This window comes from Citrobacter sp. RHB35-C21 (genome assembly GCF_013816515.1).
GTDB classification, from domain to species: Bacteria; Pseudomonadota; Gammaproteobacteria; order Enterobacterales; family Enterobacteriaceae; genus Citrobacter; species Citrobacter braakii.
Map to the genome: position 1 here is coordinate 3144246 of NZ_CP057147.1, position 17002 is coordinate 3161247.

General features: G+C 49.4%; 16 protein-coding genes. 1 reads left to right on the forward strand and 15 read right to left on the reverse strand.

Translation table 11 applies throughout. From position 1 onward, the window contains the following. Nucleotides 1–32 precede the first annotated feature (32 nt). The 8 genes from fabF to yceD form a co-directional block, all read right to left on the reverse strand. A complete protein-coding gene (fabF, locus tag HVZ39_RS15325; protein ID WP_003036260.1) occupies nt 33–1274 on the reverse strand; it encodes a beta-ketoacyl-ACP synthase II in 1242 nt (413 codons plus the stop codon). Nucleotides 1275–1359: 85 nt separating this feature from the next. Continuing rightward, on the reverse strand, nt 1360–1596 hold the full coding sequence (acpP, locus tag HVZ39_RS15330) for an acyl carrier protein (protein ID WP_000103754.1): 237 nt from the start codon (nt 1594–1596) through the stop codon (nt 1360–1362). A 155-nt stretch (nt 1597–1751) separates the two neighbouring features. Further along, nucleotides 1752–2486 carry a 3-oxoacyl-ACP reductase FabG gene (gene fabG, locus HVZ39_RS15335; protein WP_016152641.1) on the reverse strand — a complete coding sequence of 245 codons (735 nt, stop codon included), beginning with the start codon at nt 2484–2486 and terminating at the stop codon, nt 1752–1754. A gap of 12 nt (nt 2487–2498) precedes the next feature. Beyond that, nucleotides 2499–3428: an ACP S-malonyltransferase gene (gene fabD, locus HVZ39_RS15340; protein WP_046274754.1), complete on the reverse strand. Its 930-nt coding sequence runs from the start codon at nt 3426–3428 to the stop codon at nt 2499–2501. A 15-nt stretch (nt 3429–3443) separates the two neighbouring features. Then, a complete protein-coding gene (gene fabH / locus HVZ39_RS15345; RefSeq protein WP_016152639.1) occupies nt 3444–4397 on the reverse strand; it encodes a beta-ketoacyl-ACP synthase III in 954 nt (317 codons plus the stop codon). 77 nt (nt 4398–4474) lie between these two features. After that, nucleotides 4475–5554 carry a phosphate acyltransferase PlsX gene (gene plsX, locus HVZ39_RS15350; protein WP_071601761.1) on the reverse strand — a complete coding sequence of 360 codons (1080 nt, stop codon included), beginning with the start codon at nt 5552–5554 and terminating at the stop codon, nt 4475–4477. 122 nt (nt 5555–5676) lie between these two features. Beyond that, complete coding sequence (gene rpmF, locus HVZ39_RS15355) at nt 5677–5850, reverse strand: 50S ribosomal protein L32 (protein ID WP_003036242.1); 174 nt, start codon at nt 5848–5850, stop codon at nt 5677–5679. Between the two features lie 16 nt (nt 5851–5866). Beyond that, entirely contained in the window at nt 5867–6388 is a 522-nt protein-coding gene (gene yceD, locus HVZ39_RS15360; RefSeq protein WP_003036239.1) for a 23S rRNA accumulation protein YceD, read from the reverse strand. Nucleotides 6389–6585: 197 nt separating this feature from the next. Between yceD and HVZ39_RS15365 the strand changes: the two genes are divergently transcribed. After that, nucleotides 6586–7170: a nucleoside triphosphate pyrophosphatase gene (locus HVZ39_RS15365; RefSeq protein WP_019076476.1), complete on the forward strand. Its 585-nt coding sequence runs from the start codon at nt 6586–6588 to the stop codon at nt 7168–7170. A 38-nt stretch (nt 7171–7208) separates the two neighbouring features. Here HVZ39_RS15365 and HVZ39_RS15370 read toward each other — a convergent pair whose 3' ends face one another. The 7 genes from HVZ39_RS15370 to rluC form a co-directional block, all read right to left on the reverse strand. Then, nucleotides 7209–7994 (reverse strand): sulfite exporter TauE/SafE family protein, encoded by a 786-nt coding sequence (locus tag HVZ39_RS15370; protein ID WP_019076475.1) that lies wholly within the window; start codon nt 7992–7994, stop codon nt 7209–7211. Nucleotides 7995–8106: 112 nt separating this feature from the next. Continuing rightward, nucleotides 8107–10587: a formate C-acetyltransferase/glycerol dehydratase family glycyl radical enzyme gene (locus tag HVZ39_RS15375; protein ID WP_019076474.1), complete on the reverse strand. Its 2481-nt coding sequence runs from the start codon at nt 10585–10587 to the stop codon at nt 8107–8109. Nucleotides 10588–10624: 37 nt separating this feature from the next. Beyond that, nucleotides 10625–11581 carry a glycyl-radical enzyme activating protein gene (locus HVZ39_RS15380; RefSeq protein WP_029139485.1) on the reverse strand — a complete coding sequence of 319 codons (957 nt, stop codon included), beginning with the start codon at nt 11579–11581 and terminating at the stop codon, nt 10625–10627. 169 nt (nt 11582–11750) lie between these two features. Further along, entirely contained in the window at nt 11751–12854 is a 1104-nt protein-coding gene (locus HVZ39_RS15385; RefSeq protein ID WP_019076472.1) for a helix-turn-helix transcriptional regulator, read from the reverse strand. 174 nt (nt 12855–13028) lie between these two features. Continuing rightward, a complete protein-coding gene (locus tag HVZ39_RS15390; RefSeq protein WP_181632643.1) occupies nt 13029–14177 on the reverse strand; it encodes an iron-containing alcohol dehydrogenase in 1149 nt (382 codons plus the stop codon). Nucleotides 14178–14211: 34 nt separating this feature from the next. Beyond that, a complete protein-coding gene (locus tag HVZ39_RS15395) occupies nt 14212–15642 on the reverse strand; it encodes an SLC13 family permease (RefSeq protein ID WP_181632644.1) in 1431 nt (476 codons plus the stop codon). Nucleotides 15643–16017: 375 nt separating this feature from the next. Further along, nucleotides 16018–16971, reverse strand: coding sequence for a 23S rRNA pseudouridine(955/2504/2580) synthase RluC (gene rluC / locus HVZ39_RS15400; RefSeq protein WP_029139484.1), 954 nt, complete (start codon nt 16969–16971; stop codon nt 16018–16020). Between the last annotated feature and the right edge of the window lie 31 nt (nt 16972–17002).

Consider the following 17002-nt stretch of genomic DNA (forward strand, 5'->3'; position numbering starts at 1 on the left):
TGCTATCGATGCTAACGCAACACCTGGCAGACTTAAATCTTTTTAAAGATCAACGAACCGTTAGTCCCGCCAAAGCCGAAGGAGTTACACAGTGCGTACTCCAGACCACTAACCTGACGCGCTTCGTGAGGTACGAAATCCAGGTCACAACCCTCATCCGGGTTATCCAGGTTGATGGTTGGCGGAATAGCCTGATCGCGCAGCGCCAGGATAGAGAAAATAGACTCTACCGCGCCCGCCGCACCCAACAGGTGTCCGGTCATGGATTTAGTGGAGCTTACCATTACACGGCTTGCCGCATCGCCAAAGACAGATTTCACTGCCTGGGTTTCGGCTTTATCGCCAGCAGGAGTAGACGTGCCATGCGCGTTGACATAGCCGATCTGACCCGCTTCGATAGCCGCATCGCGTAGTGCGTTGACCATTGCCAGCGCAGCGCCCGCACCGTTTTCAGGTGGTGACGTCATGTGGTAAGCATCGCTGCTCATGCCAAAACCAACGACTTCAGCATAGATTTTTGCACCGCGCGCTTTCGCATGCTCGTACTCTTCCAGTACCACCATGCCTGCGCCGTCGCCCAGCACAAAGCCATCACGTTCTTTATCCCACGGACGGCTTGCCGCTTGCGGGTTATCATTACGTGTAGACAGCGCACGTGCCGCACCAAAACCACCCACGCCCAGCGGGGTACTGGCTTTTTCTGCACCACCCGCAACCATCGCGTCTGCATCGCCGTATGCAATGATACGTGCTGCATGACCAATGTTATGCACACCTGAAGTACAGGCGGTCGCAATGGAGATGCTTGGCCCTTGCAGGCCGTACATGATGGTCAGGTGACCTGCCACCATGTTAACAATCGTTGACGGAACGAAGAACGGGCTGATCTTACGTGGACCGCCATTCACCAAAGAGGTGTGGTTTTCTTCGATCAATCCGAGACCGCCAATACCAGAGCCGATAGCGGCGCCAATACGGTGAGCGTTCTCTTCCGTAATTTCGAGACCAGAATCCTGCATGGCCTGAACGCCAGCGACAATTCCATATTGAATGAAAGCATCCATCTTGCGCTGTTCTTTGCGCGAGATAATGTCTTCACAGTTAAAATCCTTTACTAAGCCAGCAAATTTCGTTGCATAGGCGCTAGTATCGAAATGGTCGATCAGGCTGATGCCACTCTGACCGGCAAGGAGAGCTTTCCAGGTAGACTCTACGGTATTGCCGACAGGAGACAACATGCCCAGTCCGGTCACAACTACACGACGCTTAGACACGGTTGTCCTCCAGGGAGGGAAAATAATTCAAGTGGGATAAAAAGATAAAACTCAGGCGGTCGAATGACCGCCTGGAGATGTTCACTTACGCCTGGTGACCGTTGATGTAATCAATGGCAGCCTGAACGGTAGTGATTTTCTCAGCTTCTTCGTCCGGAATCTCAGTATCAAACTCTTCTTCCAGAGCCATTACCAGCTCAACGGTGTCAAGAGAATCTGCGCCCAGGTCTTCAACGAAGGAAGCATTGTTGGTTACTTCTTCCTGCTTAACGCCCAGCTGTTCGCCGATAATTTTCTTAACGCGTTCTTCGATAGTGCTCATACTCTTAAATTTCCTATCAAAACTCGCTTTCGCGATGGTTTTCGTAGTGTATAAAATGTTGAAAAATTTGCAACTAAATCCCGGCAGGTCTTACCACGATTTTACGTTATTTTGAGGGCATTCACCCTAATAACGCAAATTTTTTTATCTCGTGGTTAAACCATGTACATCCCGCCGTTGACGTGCAAAGTCTCACCTGTGATGTAACTTGCTTCGTCAGAAGCTAAAAATGCAACCGCACTGGCGATTTCCTGAGCGCCGCCAAGGCGACCCGCAGGAACCTGCGCCAGAATACCCGCACGCTGATCATCAGACAGCGCACGCGTCATGTCCGTTTCAATAAAGCCCGGAGCAACAACGTTTACAGTAATGCCACGAGACGCAACTTCGCGCGCCAGTGATTTACTGAAGCCGATCAGACCCGCTTTCGCCGCAGCGTAGTTAGCCTGACCCGCATTTCCCATGGTACCAACCACAGAACCAATAGTGATAATACGCCCATGACGCTTTTTCATCATAGCTCGCATTACCGCTTTTGACAGACGGAAAACAGATGACAGGTTGGTTTCGATGATATCGTTCCACTCGTCATCTTTCATGCGCATTAACAGGTTATCACGAGTAATCCCGGCATTATTGACCAGGATATCGACTTCACCAAATTCTGCGCGAATATTTCCCAGAACAGATTCGATAGATGCTGGATCGGTCACATTCAACATCAGACCTTTACCATTTGCACCTAAGTAATCGCTAATGGCCTGCGCACCGCTTTCGCTGGTTGCAGTACCGATAACTTTCGCGCCACGGGCAACGAGTGTTTCAGCAATTGCGCGGCCAATGCCACGGCTTGCACCGGTAACCAGCGCGACTTTTCCTTCAAAACTCATGGTCTTCCTCTTTTATTGCTCTAGCGCCGCAGATAATGCCGCCGGCTCATTCATTGCCGAAGCAGTCAGGGTGTCAACAATACGTTTCGTCAAACCGGTCAGAACTTTGCCCGGACCAACTTCATACAGGTGCTCTACGCCCTGGGACGCCATGAATTCAACGGTTTTAGTCCATTGAACCGGGCTGTACAGCTGGCGAACCAGCGCATCGCGAATAGCGTCTGCGTCTGTTTCGCACTTCACGTCGACGTTGTTCACAACCGGAACAGTCGGCGCGTTAAAAGTAATTTTTTGCAGTTCAACGGCCAGTTTCTCAGCAGCTGGCTTCATCAGCGCGCAGTGAGAAGGAACGCTGACCGGCAGTGGCAGAGCACGCTTAGCGCCAGCCGCTTTACAGGCTGCGCCGGCACGTTCTACGGCTTCTTTATGCCCGGCAATAACCACCTGACCCGGTGAGTTAAAGTTTACCGGTGAAACCACCTGGCCTTCGGCAGACTCTTCACACGCTTTAGCGATAGCAGCGTCGTCCAGACCGATAATAGCAGACATGCCGCCAGTGCCTTCCGGTACCGCTTCCTGCATGAATTTGCCACGCAGTTCAACCAGACGTACGGCATCGGCAAAACCGATAACACCCGCACACACCAGCGCAGAGTATTCGCCCAGGCTGTGACCAGCCATCAGCGCAGGTGTTTTACCACCCTGCTGCTGCCATACGCGATAAAGCGCAACAGAGGCAGTCAACAGTGCTGGCTGCGTCTGCCAGGTTTTATTCAGCTCTTCGGCCGGTCCCTGCTGAGTCAACGCCCACAGATCATAGCCCAGCGCAGCTGATGCTTCAGCAAAAGTTTCTTCAACAATTGGGTAGTTTGCTGCCATTTCAGACAACATCCCAACGGTCTGGGAACCCTGCCCCGGGAACACAAATGCAAATTGCGTCATGTTTAAATCCTTATACTAGAAACGAATCAGCGCAGAGCCCCAGGTGAATCCACCACCAAAGGCTTCAAGCAATATCAACTGCCCAGCTTTAATACGCCCGTCGCGGACGGCTTCGTCCAGCGCGCACGGTACGGAGGCCGCGGAGGTATTGCCATGTCTGTCGAGCGTCACGACAACATTATCCATCGACATACCCAGCTTTTTCGCGGTTGCGCTAATAATGCGGAGGTTTGCCTGATGCGGTACCAGCCAGTCCAGTGCAGAACGATCGAGATTATTTGCTTCCAGCGTTTCATCAACGATGTGTGCAAGCTCGGTCACCGCGACTTTAAATACTTCGTTACCCGCCATCGTCAGGTGGATCGGGTTTTCCGGGTTCACGCGATCGGCATTAGGCAGCGTCAACAGTTCGCCATAGCGACCATCAGCGTGCAGATGCGTAGAAAGAATGCCGGGCTCTTCTGATGCGCTCAGTACAACGGCACCTGCGCCATCACCGAAAATAATGATCGTCCCGCGATCGGTTGGATCACAGGTACGAGCGAGGACATCTGAGCCAACCACCAGAGCATGCTTCACTGCGCCAGACTTAACGTACTGGTCAGCAACGCTCAGGGCGTAGGTGAAACCGGCACAAGCGGCTGCAACGTCAAACGCCGGACAGCCTTTGATCCCCAGCATACTTTGGATCTGGCATGCCGCACTTGGAAATGCGTGTGTGGATGATGTGGTGGCAACCACAATCAGACCAATTTGTTCTTTGTCGATGCCCGCCATTTCAATTGCACGGTTTGCGGCGGCAAAGCCCATCGTCGCAACTGTTTCATTTGGCGCTGCAATATGGCGTTCACGGATACCTGTGCGAGTGACGATCCACTCATCAGATGTCTCAACCATTTTTTCCAAATCGGCGTTAGTACGCACTTGTTCAGGCAGATAGCTGCCAGTACCAATAATCTTCGTATACATGTACGCTCAGTCACTTTTTGGTTATATACCGCCACGAGCAAATCGCTGATACGTTGGCAGCATTCACAAACGCACCGTTATCTGTGTGCTCGCGAGTTTGCGTTTTCGCCACCGTCCAGCAGTTCGAATCCAGCTGGGTATACAGATTCCAGGCGAGCGGCAATTCGCTGAGGAACTTGTCGCTGCACCGCCTGCACTGCCTGTTCAATCGCGACTTCAAATGCTCGCTGATTGGCCGCACCATGACTCTTAATCACCGTGCCGCGCAATCCTAACAGACAGGCGCCATTATACTGGTCGGGGTTGAGGTGACTAAATCGCCTTGTCAGGCTTTTTTGTAACCAACGTTTTAATAACAGCAGCCACCACGACCGTTTTTTGCCCTCACCCTGAGACTTCAGCAGTGAAAGGAACATTCTGACAACACCTTCCATCGTCTTTAATGTGACATTACCTGTAAAGCCGTCACAGACCAACACATCAGTTTTGCCAGTCAGTAACTCATTGGCTTCAAGATAGCCGATATAATTGATAGAAGGGATTGTTTTTAGCACTGCAGAAGCATCCCGAATACTGTCGAGACCCTTGGTTTCTTCTTCACCGATATTGAGCAACGCAACACGGGGATTGGCAATTCCAACCACCTCTTCTGCCAGCACGGAACCCATGACGGCAAATTGCACCAACATCGTGCTATCACAATCCACGTTGGCACCCAAATCCAGCACCACCGTTTTGCCCTTTTGCTGATGGGGTAAAACCGTCACCAGCGCAGGACGCTCAATCCCCTCAAGGGGTTTGAGCAATAACTTCGCAAGACCCATTAGCGCACCTGTATTACCGGCGCTCACACAGGCTTCCGCTCGTCCTTCTTTCACGAGCTCCAGGGCAACACGCATTGAGCTTCCACGACTGGCGCGAATAGCTTGCGAGGGCCGGGCATCACTGGCAATAACTGACTGAGCAGGGATAATCTGCAGACGTGAACGTTGTTCGAAGTCAGCTTTGGCAAGTAATGGCGTGATTGTATCGGGATCCCCGACTAAAAGAAGTGTGAGTTGCGAATTAGAATTCAGTGCCTGCAATGCTGCAGGCACTGTCACGGTAGGGCCAAAATCACCCCCCATGACATCTAACGCCAGGGTTAGACGTGTCAAGGTATCGTCGCTGCCCGGTTAGGTGTTTCCCCAGTTACCCGGGGAAAGCCTCACTAAGCTTCATCACGCGTGTACTCTTTGTCTTTCTCACCGTAGCGGGAAAGCCATTGAGTCATGCGTGATTACTTAGCGATTACCTTACGGCCACGGTAAAAACCGTCGGCAGTGATGTGGTGACGCAGGTGTTGTTCACCAGAAGTTTTGTCTACAGACAGGCTGGTGACTGCGGTCAGAGCGTCATGAGAACGACGCATGCCACGTTTGGAACGGGTTGGTTTATTCTGTTGTACGGCCATGGACCTTACTCCTCAATTACTTACGCTTTAAGCTGGCTAATACGGCAAATGGGTTTGGTTTTTGCGCTTCATCAGGCAATTCGCCAAAGACCATGTCCGCCTCGGACACTTCACAGTGTTCAGAATCATGCACCGGAACTACCGGCAAGGAGAGGATAATCTCATCTTCAACCATTGCCAGCAGATCGATTTCACCGAATTCGTTAACCTCAATCGGCTCATACGCTTCCGGGAGTGCTTCAGCCTGCTCGTCAGAACGGACAGGACTAAAACAATATGTTGTGTGAACATGAAGTGGGAACGGTTTCCCGCAACGCTGACATTCGAGCGTAACCGACACCTTTGCATCACCGGTTATAACGGCAAGGCGCTGGTTATCGATAGCGAACGACATGGAGCATTCCACATCACTGTCCACACTGACTACAGAATCGGCGACACGCTCAACCAGATCAGAAGTATAGATACCTTCATAATCGAGGCGTTTCTGAGCCGTACGAACCGGATCAAGAGTCAGGGGTAATTTTACCTTTTGCATAGGGCGCGCATATTAACTTTGTAACGTCATATAGTCAAAGAAAAAGGCAGCCTGTGGTTGCCTTTTGCCAATAATTCGCACACATTGCGGGTCATCGACTTAAAATCGCTCAACACAAGCCATTACAGCCAGCTTGTAGGACGAAGTCCATAGTTTAAAATGGCTCTCATCAATACGCTATATGCGAGGGAAAAAATATGCCTCAACTTATTCTTGCTTCTACCTCTCCCTGGCGTCGCGCTTTACTAGAAAAACTGGCAATCCCGTTCGAATGCGCAGCACCAGAGGTTGATGAAACGCCGTTACCGGGCGAAGCCCCCCGGCATTTAGTCTTGCGACTGGCGCAGAAAAAAGCGCAATCTCTCGCCCACCGTTATCCATCGCACCTTATTATTGGTTCCGATCAAATTTGTGTTCTCGATGGTGAAATAACCGGCAAACCGTTAACAGAAGAAAATGCACGCCAGCAGTTACTCAAAGCCCGTGGCAATATTGTGACGTTTTATACCGGACTGGCGCTGTATAATTCTGCGACCGGACATTTACAAACTGAAGTTGAACCGTTCGACGTCCATTTTCGTCACTTAAGCGAAACGGAAATTGAAGATTACGTGCGCAAAGAGCGCCCGCTGCATTGTGCCGGTAGTTTTAAAAGCGAAGGATTGGGCATTGCACTTTTTGAGCGCCTGGAAGGTCGTGACCCAAATACCTTAATCGGTTTGCCGCTAATCGCACTGTGTCAAATGCTGCGACGCGAGAACGTCAACCCGCTGTTAAACTAGGCTTTCCCCCTCAGCCCATTAGGCCTGAGGGGATAAACTCATGCTATCGCCATCAGACTGGTGATCAACATATTACCGCCGACGAACAGCAGTACCAGGTAGACCAGCCGCAGGAATGTCTCTCTCTTGATGCGCTGTAAGAAGGCCATGCCGAGAAAAAAGCCAATTGCCGCCATCGGGAAGCCGATGGTTAACGCGCTGCCCAAGTGGGCGGTAAACGCACCGTTACGATACTGATTGAACGCGTTCCAGGTGTTAAAGACGACCCAGACCATATTCATGGTGTTGCGGAACTTCTCTTTTTCCTTCACCGCCTCAATGGTATAGACCGTAATCAGGGGCCCGCCGATGGTGAATGCGCCATGAACGATCCCGCCTAAAATCAGGCAGCCATAGCGGAAACTTTTCCGCGCCAGCGTGTCCGGTGCATTAGCTACTTCCACCTTTTTAAAAATCAGCGGGTTGACGATATGCTTGTAAATATTCATGACAGCAATAATTGTCACCATTGCGCCAATGCAGATTTTCGCCACGTTAGGGCTGATGGTATAAAACAAATAGTTGCCGACTAAGATCCCCGGTACGCAAAGCGCCACGATTTTCCCCAGGTCACGCCAGGAGATATCACGCCAGGTTTTTAGCGCCAGGAAGTAGAGAAACGGCAGCGTAATCACTGTGCCGTATGGAACTCCGACCGACGTTCCCAGCAAACCGTTAGTAACCGATGCCGCAATCACCGTACAGCCAAATCCCGTACATCCCTGCACAAAAAAGCCGACGATTTGCATCAAGCCGACAAGAACAAAATCAAGATTAAAATTCATTATATCCGCCCTGGATATCTATTTAGGATGAACCTGGTTGCCATAGCCCGGGCGCAAGCCCAGGCATACGAAAGCGAACGCAACGCGCCCGCTTTGTGAGCAAAAAGGGTTCTTAAAAGTGAAGTTCGGTACGCTGAATCAAATCTTTTTGCAGCGGCTTGCCCAGTTCAACGAAATAGGCGCTGTACCCTGCCACGCGCACCAGCATGTCCTTGTAGTCTTCCGGCTTTTTCTGCGCCGCGCGCATCGTCGCCGAACTCATGATATTGAACTGGACGTGCATGGCCTGTTTCGCGATGTACTCGTCAATAAAGCTGACCAGGTTGTCTCGCCCCTCAACCCCAGCAACGGCCTCCTGTGGAAAGCGCAGGTTCATCAGCGTGCCGTTGGTCGCCAGGCTATGGTCAACTTTGGTCACCGAGTTAACCAGCGCCGTCGGCCCGCAGATATCGTGAGAGCCGCCGTCGGTGTGTACCGGCCCCATATTGTCGGAGATAGGTTCGAATTTTTTGCGGCCATCAACGGAGGCATTGGTGTTTAGCCCCATGCCGACATTGGCGTTAACCGAATACACGCCAGGGCTAAACTCACCGCCGCGTGGCGTTTTTCTGCCGCTGATGTGTCGGCAATAGCATTCGAACATGAATTTGAACAGATCGTCGGCGTAGTCGATGTCATTGCCGTAATGATGCACTTTCGAACTGTTGACCAGTGCGTACAGCTTTTCATGGCCGACCCAGTTATCTTTTACCGCCTGCAACAACTGCGCGCCGCTATAGCGTTGCTCATCAAACACCAGTTGTTTAATGGTGGCAAGGCTATCGGCACAGGTCGCCATCCCCGCTGCCTGCGGGGCAATACCGTTATACTTCGCTCCACCTTCGGTGAGATCTTTGCCCGAGGCCATACAATCTTCATAAAACGCAGAAACATAAGGCACGGGCTTCAACGCACGATGGGCGTTATCGATGATATTCAGGCTACTGCACATCTGATCTGTCCAGTATTCAAACTGCTTATCAACGCTTGCCAGCACTTCCTCAAAACTCTGATAGGTGTCGAGGCTACCGGTATCCGGCCCCAGTTGCTCTCCGGTGCTCAGGCTACGTCCGCCGTTGAGCACCATCTCCATCATTTTCGGTGTATTGACATACGCGGCGTCATGCCAGCCATACTCTTTACCAGCCAGATCAAGTTCCACGCAGCCAACAACGCAGTAATCACGCGCCTCTTCCAGCGTCATGCCTTTACGCATCATGCCTTTGATCGACGGTGCATCGTTGAAAATCTTCGGATGCCCGTACCCCGCACGAATACACTCTACGGTCTTAATTTTTAACTCATAAGGCGTATTTTCATGCATACGCACGCAAACCCACGGGTTCATCATGCGCGTATGCGCTGACCCTTCCAGCATCAGCATGGTCAGATCGTTGGTCGCATCATTACCATTACGATCGACGCCGCCCAGGGTTAAACTTTCCCCGCCAAAACCACGGCCATTACGCACCGCGACGGTGCCTTTATCTTTCAGTTTGGTCGGGTTATTCATTTTGACGTACTGAACTTCAATCAGCTCAAGCGCAAACTCTTTGCTAATGGTGTTGTTTTTCATATCGGCATCGAACCAAGGGTACAGCCATTGGTCCATGCGGCCATAAGAGATAGAGTGGCCGTTGCTCTCAATTTGAATCATGCTGGTTGCGAAGTTAAAAAGCTGTAGTGCCTGCCAGAAAGTCTGCGGCGCACCGCCGGCAATTTGCTGACAGTTGAGCGCCATGGTTTCCAGTTCTTGTTTGCGCTGTGGATTGCACTCTTTTTCCGCATACTCATGCGCCAGATGGGCGTAGCGCAAGATATACTTTTTGGCGGCTTCCAGCTCAATAATCATTGCTTGATAGAAATCACGCTTATCGCCATATTCTGTATCACGCAGGCTTAATTTCTTAAGCCCTGCCTGGGCGTTGGCAATCAGGCCGTTATAGCCCAGCTTCATCAGGCAGGCGTAATCAATCGCCAGATGCCCGGCACCAGCATAGTGGTAAAGGTTGGTCTGGAAGATTTTCTCCCCGACTTCCGATCCTTTGGTTTGATCTTTTTCGAGGCGACTGTTAATAAGATCATCGACGGTTTTACCTTCCCAGTAACGGCAAAGCTCAACGATTTCCTGCCGTTCTTCTTCATTACGAATATAGAACTGGTCGTTCGCTCGTTCTTCAAACGGTGAATGCAGAATTTCGTCAATGATCCAGCTCACTGAAAACTCAGGATAGATAGGCGATGCTTTTGCCGGTGCGGCAATTTCGCCGAGGATCAGGTCTTCATCGTAAATATACAACGTGGTATTGAGCAAAATATTTTCAAAAGCATAAGCGCATTTTAACTTGCGCGGTGCATTCTCATGCTTTTTATACGCTTCGGTAACTAGTCGCAGGCGTTCAACGTCAATATCATAAGGCCGGTCCAGAAAGGTCTGGCGTAGACGGTTGACACGCGGAAACGGCGACCAATCTTCGTGATTCACCTGATAACCCAGGCTGTAAGTTTTATCGAAATCTTGCGTCCCGTTTGCGGTAGTATGATGTACTTTCATTAAATTTGTCCCATATAAGATTTAAATTAAATACTGGTTATTTTTCTTTTGTCCCAACCACGCAATGGATGCCGCGCTGGTTAAAATATTCGGCTAAGTTCTGGACCTGTTTCTGGAAGGCGCGACGTTTTATCTTTACGTCGTGCATCTTGTAAGGCAGGCCTAATGATTGGTATTTTTCTTCCCCAAGACGCATAAAGCTGAGCAACTGTAAGGTGCGAATTTGTCCATTCATTTCATTGAGGATAAAGTCCGCGCTGGCCTCTACATTCGCCATATCGTCATTCACATTAGGAATCACCGGGATGCGTAAAATAATTTCACGTTGCTGCGCGGCGAGTTTTTTCAGATTTTTCAGAATTTTATCGTTCGACGCACGGGTATACTTTTTATGGATAACGGGATCCATATGTTTAATATCGGAAATAATAATATCGGTATAGGGTAAAACAGGACTGACTTTTTTCCAGTCGACAAATAAAGAGGACTCCAGGCAGGTTTGGATGCCTTCCTGCTTACACGCTTTAAAGAGTGCGGCGACAAATTCCGACTGCAATAGCGGTTCGCCTCCAGATACCGTGACTCCGCCGCCAGAGCGCTCATAATAGCCTTTATCTTTACAGATTTCGACCATACACTCATCGACAGACATGGGCCTGCCCCATAATTTTATCGCGTCTGCAGGGCAGACATCCTGGCAGGCCAGACAGTTACTACACTGACTGCGATTAAAAGATGTGAGTTTGCCTCGGGTGAAGTTTAATACGTTATTTTCTGGGCAGACTTCAATACAGGCAGCGCATTTCTTCGCAGAAATGCATTTCGTTTTATATACCCCTAACTGTACGTAAGGCTGCAAACTTTCAGGATTACTACACCATTCACAGCGCAATGGGCAGCCTTTTAAAAATAACTCAGTACGCAACCCAGGTCCATCATGGATAGTAAAACGCTGGATATTAAAAATAACACCCTGGAGTGGCAACGGATTCATACCGGTTTTCCCGAAACGTTCATATAAATAATGCCATGCCTGTGATTTATAATTCACATGCGGTGACGATTGATTTTAATACCCCTATAAATATAGGGTATCGCAAAATGAACGCTTCTAAAAAGCGGCTACTCTTACTATTTTAATAGGGAGAACTCCCTATTTTTCTCTATTTATCATCAAACCATTTATAAAGTTGGAACCGACTATTGACACCGCACTTAATGTATATATTCTGAATATGTTTTTTGACCGTGTGATAGCTGATCACCAACTCATCAGCGATCGCCTGATAGGTGAGGCCGTTGTACATCAGCGCGGCTACCTTTTGCTCGGCATGAGTCAACGGCAGCTTAGCCGCAGCATTGTTATCAGGTTTACCATCATCTTTTTGCGAAATGGTGATCCAGTGATAGATATCAATGATGCCATTAGAATAAATCTGGTCGTATGTATATATTTTAAATATATAATTTTTAATGACACGCGTCTGTACTCGACTGGTCGTCGAACGTTCACCTTCGTTGCCCAACAAAAAAGGCAACCAGTTACAAGGTTTACTACTGCTAATCTGTTCGGTAATCGATGCCCCAAGAATATCTTTCAGATATTCCTGAGCCAGTTCATTAGAACTCATAATATGCATAAAGTCATCGGTGACCAGATAGGCCTTTTCTCCTGACATAATGATTTCATTCTGGATGTTAGAGATAATACGAATCTGCTCGTGCTTCTTAAAGTTTTTATACGAATTGGCAACATACACATATATTTTATTCAGGGTCGCAATCTCGTCGTCAGTGAAATCCCCTTGTGCCTGACTTTTAAAAAAAGCAACCTGAATGTAGGCATTAATACCAAATGCCATAGTCACGCTATAGTGACTCTGGAAGTTTTCTTCCAGAAAACGTAAATAACCCGAATGTTCGTAGTCGATAGTCCCGATCACCGAGGTAGACTTATACAGCCGAGGCGTCACGTTAAAATAAGTCAGATGATCAACAACCGCCTCCTGGTGAATGACATGGCGGATAACATCATTAGCCACGAACTTGCGATATGGGTGCTCAGCGCTGTCTGGCATAATGCCATTCCAGTTTACCCATGAAAGAAATTTCCCATGCGTATCAAAGTAAGAGATAAGTATTTTTTTAAAGCCGAAATTCCGCTCTATCGAATCAATCAATACGCTACTAAAAAACTCCCGCGCAGAAATTTGCCGCTCTGACATTTCAGAAAAAAAAGTCATCTGATCTGTACTCTGATAACCCATGACCATTCCCTTATTAAATATATGGCGTTCATTCCAGATTAATCAAAAGCAAAGTTTCTGTACAACCGTTTTTTGAAACAAAAGCTGAAAATTATGCCGGAGTCACAATGAATCAGCTTTTTGTAGTGTATATTTTCAAATCAAACAGAACAGATGTTAAATGAATAAGGGTAATTACAACGCCTTATGATAAAGTTCAATAATATCATTTAACGTTGACTGCCTTGGGTTTACAAGTACGTTACCACTTTTCATCGCATCTTTTGCCATCTCATTAATCTTTTCCGCTTTTACGCCGACGGCAGATAATGAATCAGGAATACCACACTCTTTATTTAATTTACGCACTTCGGCAACCAACATCTGCGGTTTGAATCCAGAGCCGTTTTCATTACTCTGACAAATATAATTATAGATAGTCTGATAACGCCCCCGATCGGCCAACGCGTTATACTCCAGCACTGTCGGCAGTAAAATAGCGTTCGCGACCCCATGAGGAACATGGAAAAAGGCGCTAACCGGATGGCTCATGGCGTGAACATTGCCCAAACGCGCCCAGGCGAAAGCAATCCCGGCGAATGTGCTGCCCAGCAGCATATCGCAGGCCGCAGATTCATCTTGACGATTAGCAATAAACCGGCGAAGGCTGCCACCGATAAGCTGCATTGCCTTCTCCGCCATCGCATCGGTAAATGGCGACGCCTTAGTAGAAAGATAGGCTTCTATTGCATGAATTAAGGCATCAATACCACAAGCGGCAGCAATCGATGCCGGCGCTGTCATAATTAATTCGGGATCCAGCAGGGCATACTTCGGCAGGATCTCGTAGCTAATCACCGACAGTTTGTAATTGCGTGATTCATCGGTAATCACCGATGAGGCGGTCACTTCGCTACCCGTGCCCGCCGTCGTCGGGATCGCAATAATCGGCACAATAGAGCCGGGGACATTATTGCTGCCTTCATAATTGGTAATACTGCCGCCATAATTCGCCAGCACCCCAACGGCTTTGGCGACATCCATTGAGCTACCGCCGCCCAGCGCCACGATACTGCTGGCTCCGCACTGCTTATATGCGGCAGTCGCACTATTGACTATTTCAACGGTAGGGTTAGGCAACACATCCAGCCATGAGGTATAGCGGATTCCTGCCTGAGCAATAATATCTTCAATTTTTTTCACTACTCCCAGACTTTCCAGTCCTCGGTCAGAAATCAAAAAAACGTGACCAGAATTGTTCTCTGCCAAAATCATCGGCAGTTTTTTTAAACTGCCGATGCCAAATTCAATATTTTGTGGAATTTTAAAGTTAAAGTTTTCCATCACATCTCCTTGCCTCAAGTCATCATTAAACATGTCATCTCATAAAATCTGTGAGAGAGTTGAACGCTGGCCACCAGGTCATACAGGCATAGCCCACAATGACCACCATTACGATATGCACAATCGCCATCACCAGGCCACTCTTGAGCATTTTCCTGGCGTCAAGGCCGTAGGCCACCGGGATCGCCCGCACGCTAATGGGCAACATAAACTCGGCGTTGAACGCCATCACGGTGACAAGCCAGTACGGAATCGGGTTAAGCCCAAGTTTGCTGGTGAAGCCCAGCACGATAGGTAGCACCACCGCCGCCGAGGCCGTGGAGTTCGTGGTTTCAGAAAGCAGACGGGCCAGAATGGTGAATACCACAATGGTCAGCAGACCACCGTCCAGCGACATTCCGGTAATCAGGCTGGCGATCCCCGCGCTTGCGCCGGAGTCATTGACTATTTTGCCTAACGCCAGACCTCCGCCAAAAAGAATCAGCATCCCCCACATGGTCTCTTTTTCCGCTCGCTCCCACGTCAGCAGCGGCACATTATTGGCGCGGGTGAGCAGAAAACAGACAACTCCAAGGATCAAATAGAGATATGCCGGAGAGAGTGCCGGGAACATCGCCGCATAAAACGGGCGCGTAAAAGCGCCAATCAAACCAACAAGAAACAGGACGACACAGATTTTTTCATCCCGCGTCATCATCCCAAGCTCGTAGTACTGCTGTTCAAACCATTCGCGCGTCCCATCGAGCCTTGTCACCTTCATCGGCATCAGCAGCATACAACCCAGGCTTACCAGCGAGATCAGCACAAAGAACGGCGTCAGACGAATAAGCCAATCAACATACATAAACTCATGACCAATTTTGCTCTCCAGAATCGAGATCGCCGCCAGATTCATCGCGCCGCCAAGCGGGCTGCCGATGCCGCCAATTCCGACGCCCCAGCCGATAGCAAGTAGAATGGGTACGGCGGGTTTACAGGAGGGAATATCCTTATAGCCAGATGCGGCAAGCATTGAGACGGCAATGGGGATAAACAGCGCGCAAACCATCACGTTAGGAAATAAGGTCGAAGTCGCGGCACTGGCTAAAAACCAGACCGTCACCTGCGAGCGCATCGAGGGGCCAATCAAAGAAAGCACCTTTAAAGCCACCCGACGGTCAAGACCCACGCTTGCCCAAGGTAAGCACAACAGCCCCGCCCCCAGAATAAGGATGATGCTATCCGAGAAGTACTGCATCGTAATGCCATTCATCGGAACAATATTAAAGAGCGCATTGATAACAATCGGGAGCAGGCTGGTCACGGCGACATGAACCGGGCGGGTTACCCACCAGAAAATCATCCACAGCAGGAGGCCAATCGACTGGGCTCCTGGTGCAGTCAGGGTCTGTGAAAACTGTAGCGCAGAGGCTGCAAAAATTGCTGGACCTGTAAGAATGACAACGTAACGCCGTGAGTTATTCATAACCTACTCTCTGTTCATCCACTCACAGCCAAAACGATTCAGCAGTTCAGGTAAAAAAAATGCTCTATGAGCAATGTTTATCCCTTGATATTGCTTGCTTTAGCCTCTGTGATCTCTACCTGTCGTTGCCGTTTGGCATATTGCCAATACGCAAAAATAACAAATAAAACCTTACATTTCAGAACCATAACAAAACAACATCATGGATGACAGCAGGCGTTCTTACTATTTCTCATAGGGAATATTCCCTATTTGATGAAAACTATGCGCGAGGTCACCTAAGCATGTTGAAGGCCACCCACAAAACGTCGTGGATAATAGGCATGGAGAGGAGAATAGTCGCGAAGACGGCGGATAGACAATCCGCCGGAAGTCTTATTTTGTGTAACGCAGAACCTCGAGGCAGCGCTTCAACTGCTTATCCATTGGCGCTTCAATACGCATTACTTCACCCGTCCCCGGATGAGTAAATTTCAACGCTGCGGCGTGCAAAAAGAGCCTGCTCAGCCCGGTATCCGCCAGTTGCTTATCGAACTCACGATCGCCATAGCGGTCGTCAAAGGCAATCGGATGTCCGGCATATTGCGTATGCACGCGAATCTGGTGCGTTCGTCCAGTCACGGGACTGCAGCGCACAAGCGTAGCGAACGCATAACGCTCTTCCACTTTAAAGCGTGTTTCCGATGGTTTGCCTTCCTGATTCACCCGCACGATACGCTCGCCGCTTTGCAGAATGTTCTTTAACAGCGGGGCCTGCACGGTTTTGACATGCGACTGCCACTGGCCGCGTACCAACGCGAGGTAATCTTTCTGCATACCTTTTTCACGCAGTTGTTCATGCAACGAACGCAAGGCAGATCGTTTTTTGGCCACCAGCAGCACGCCGGAGGTATCCCGGTCGAGGCGATGCACCAGCTCAAGGAAACGCGCTTCGGGGCGCAACGCACGTAAGCCTTCAATGACGCCAAAGCTTAACCCGCTTCCACCATGCACGGCCGTACCTGAAGGCTTGTTAAGCACCAGAATGTGGTCATCTTCATATAAAATGACATCGGTCAGCGCCGCGACCTTCTGCAAATTCGGTGAAATGGCCTCTTCTTCACGTTCAGCGACACGTACAGGTGGAATACGCACAATGTCCCCGTCTTCGAGTTTGTACTCGGGTTTAATGCGTTTTTTGTTCACCCGCACTTCGCCTTTACGCAAAATGCGATAAATCATACTTTTCGGCACGCCCTTGAGTTGGGTGCGCAAAAAGTTGTCGATGCGTTGCCCTGCTTCGTCGGCAGTAATGGCAACTGTTTTTACGGCTGGAGTCTCTGTTTTCATGGGGGCCGATTTTAAATAGCCATCAAGATTC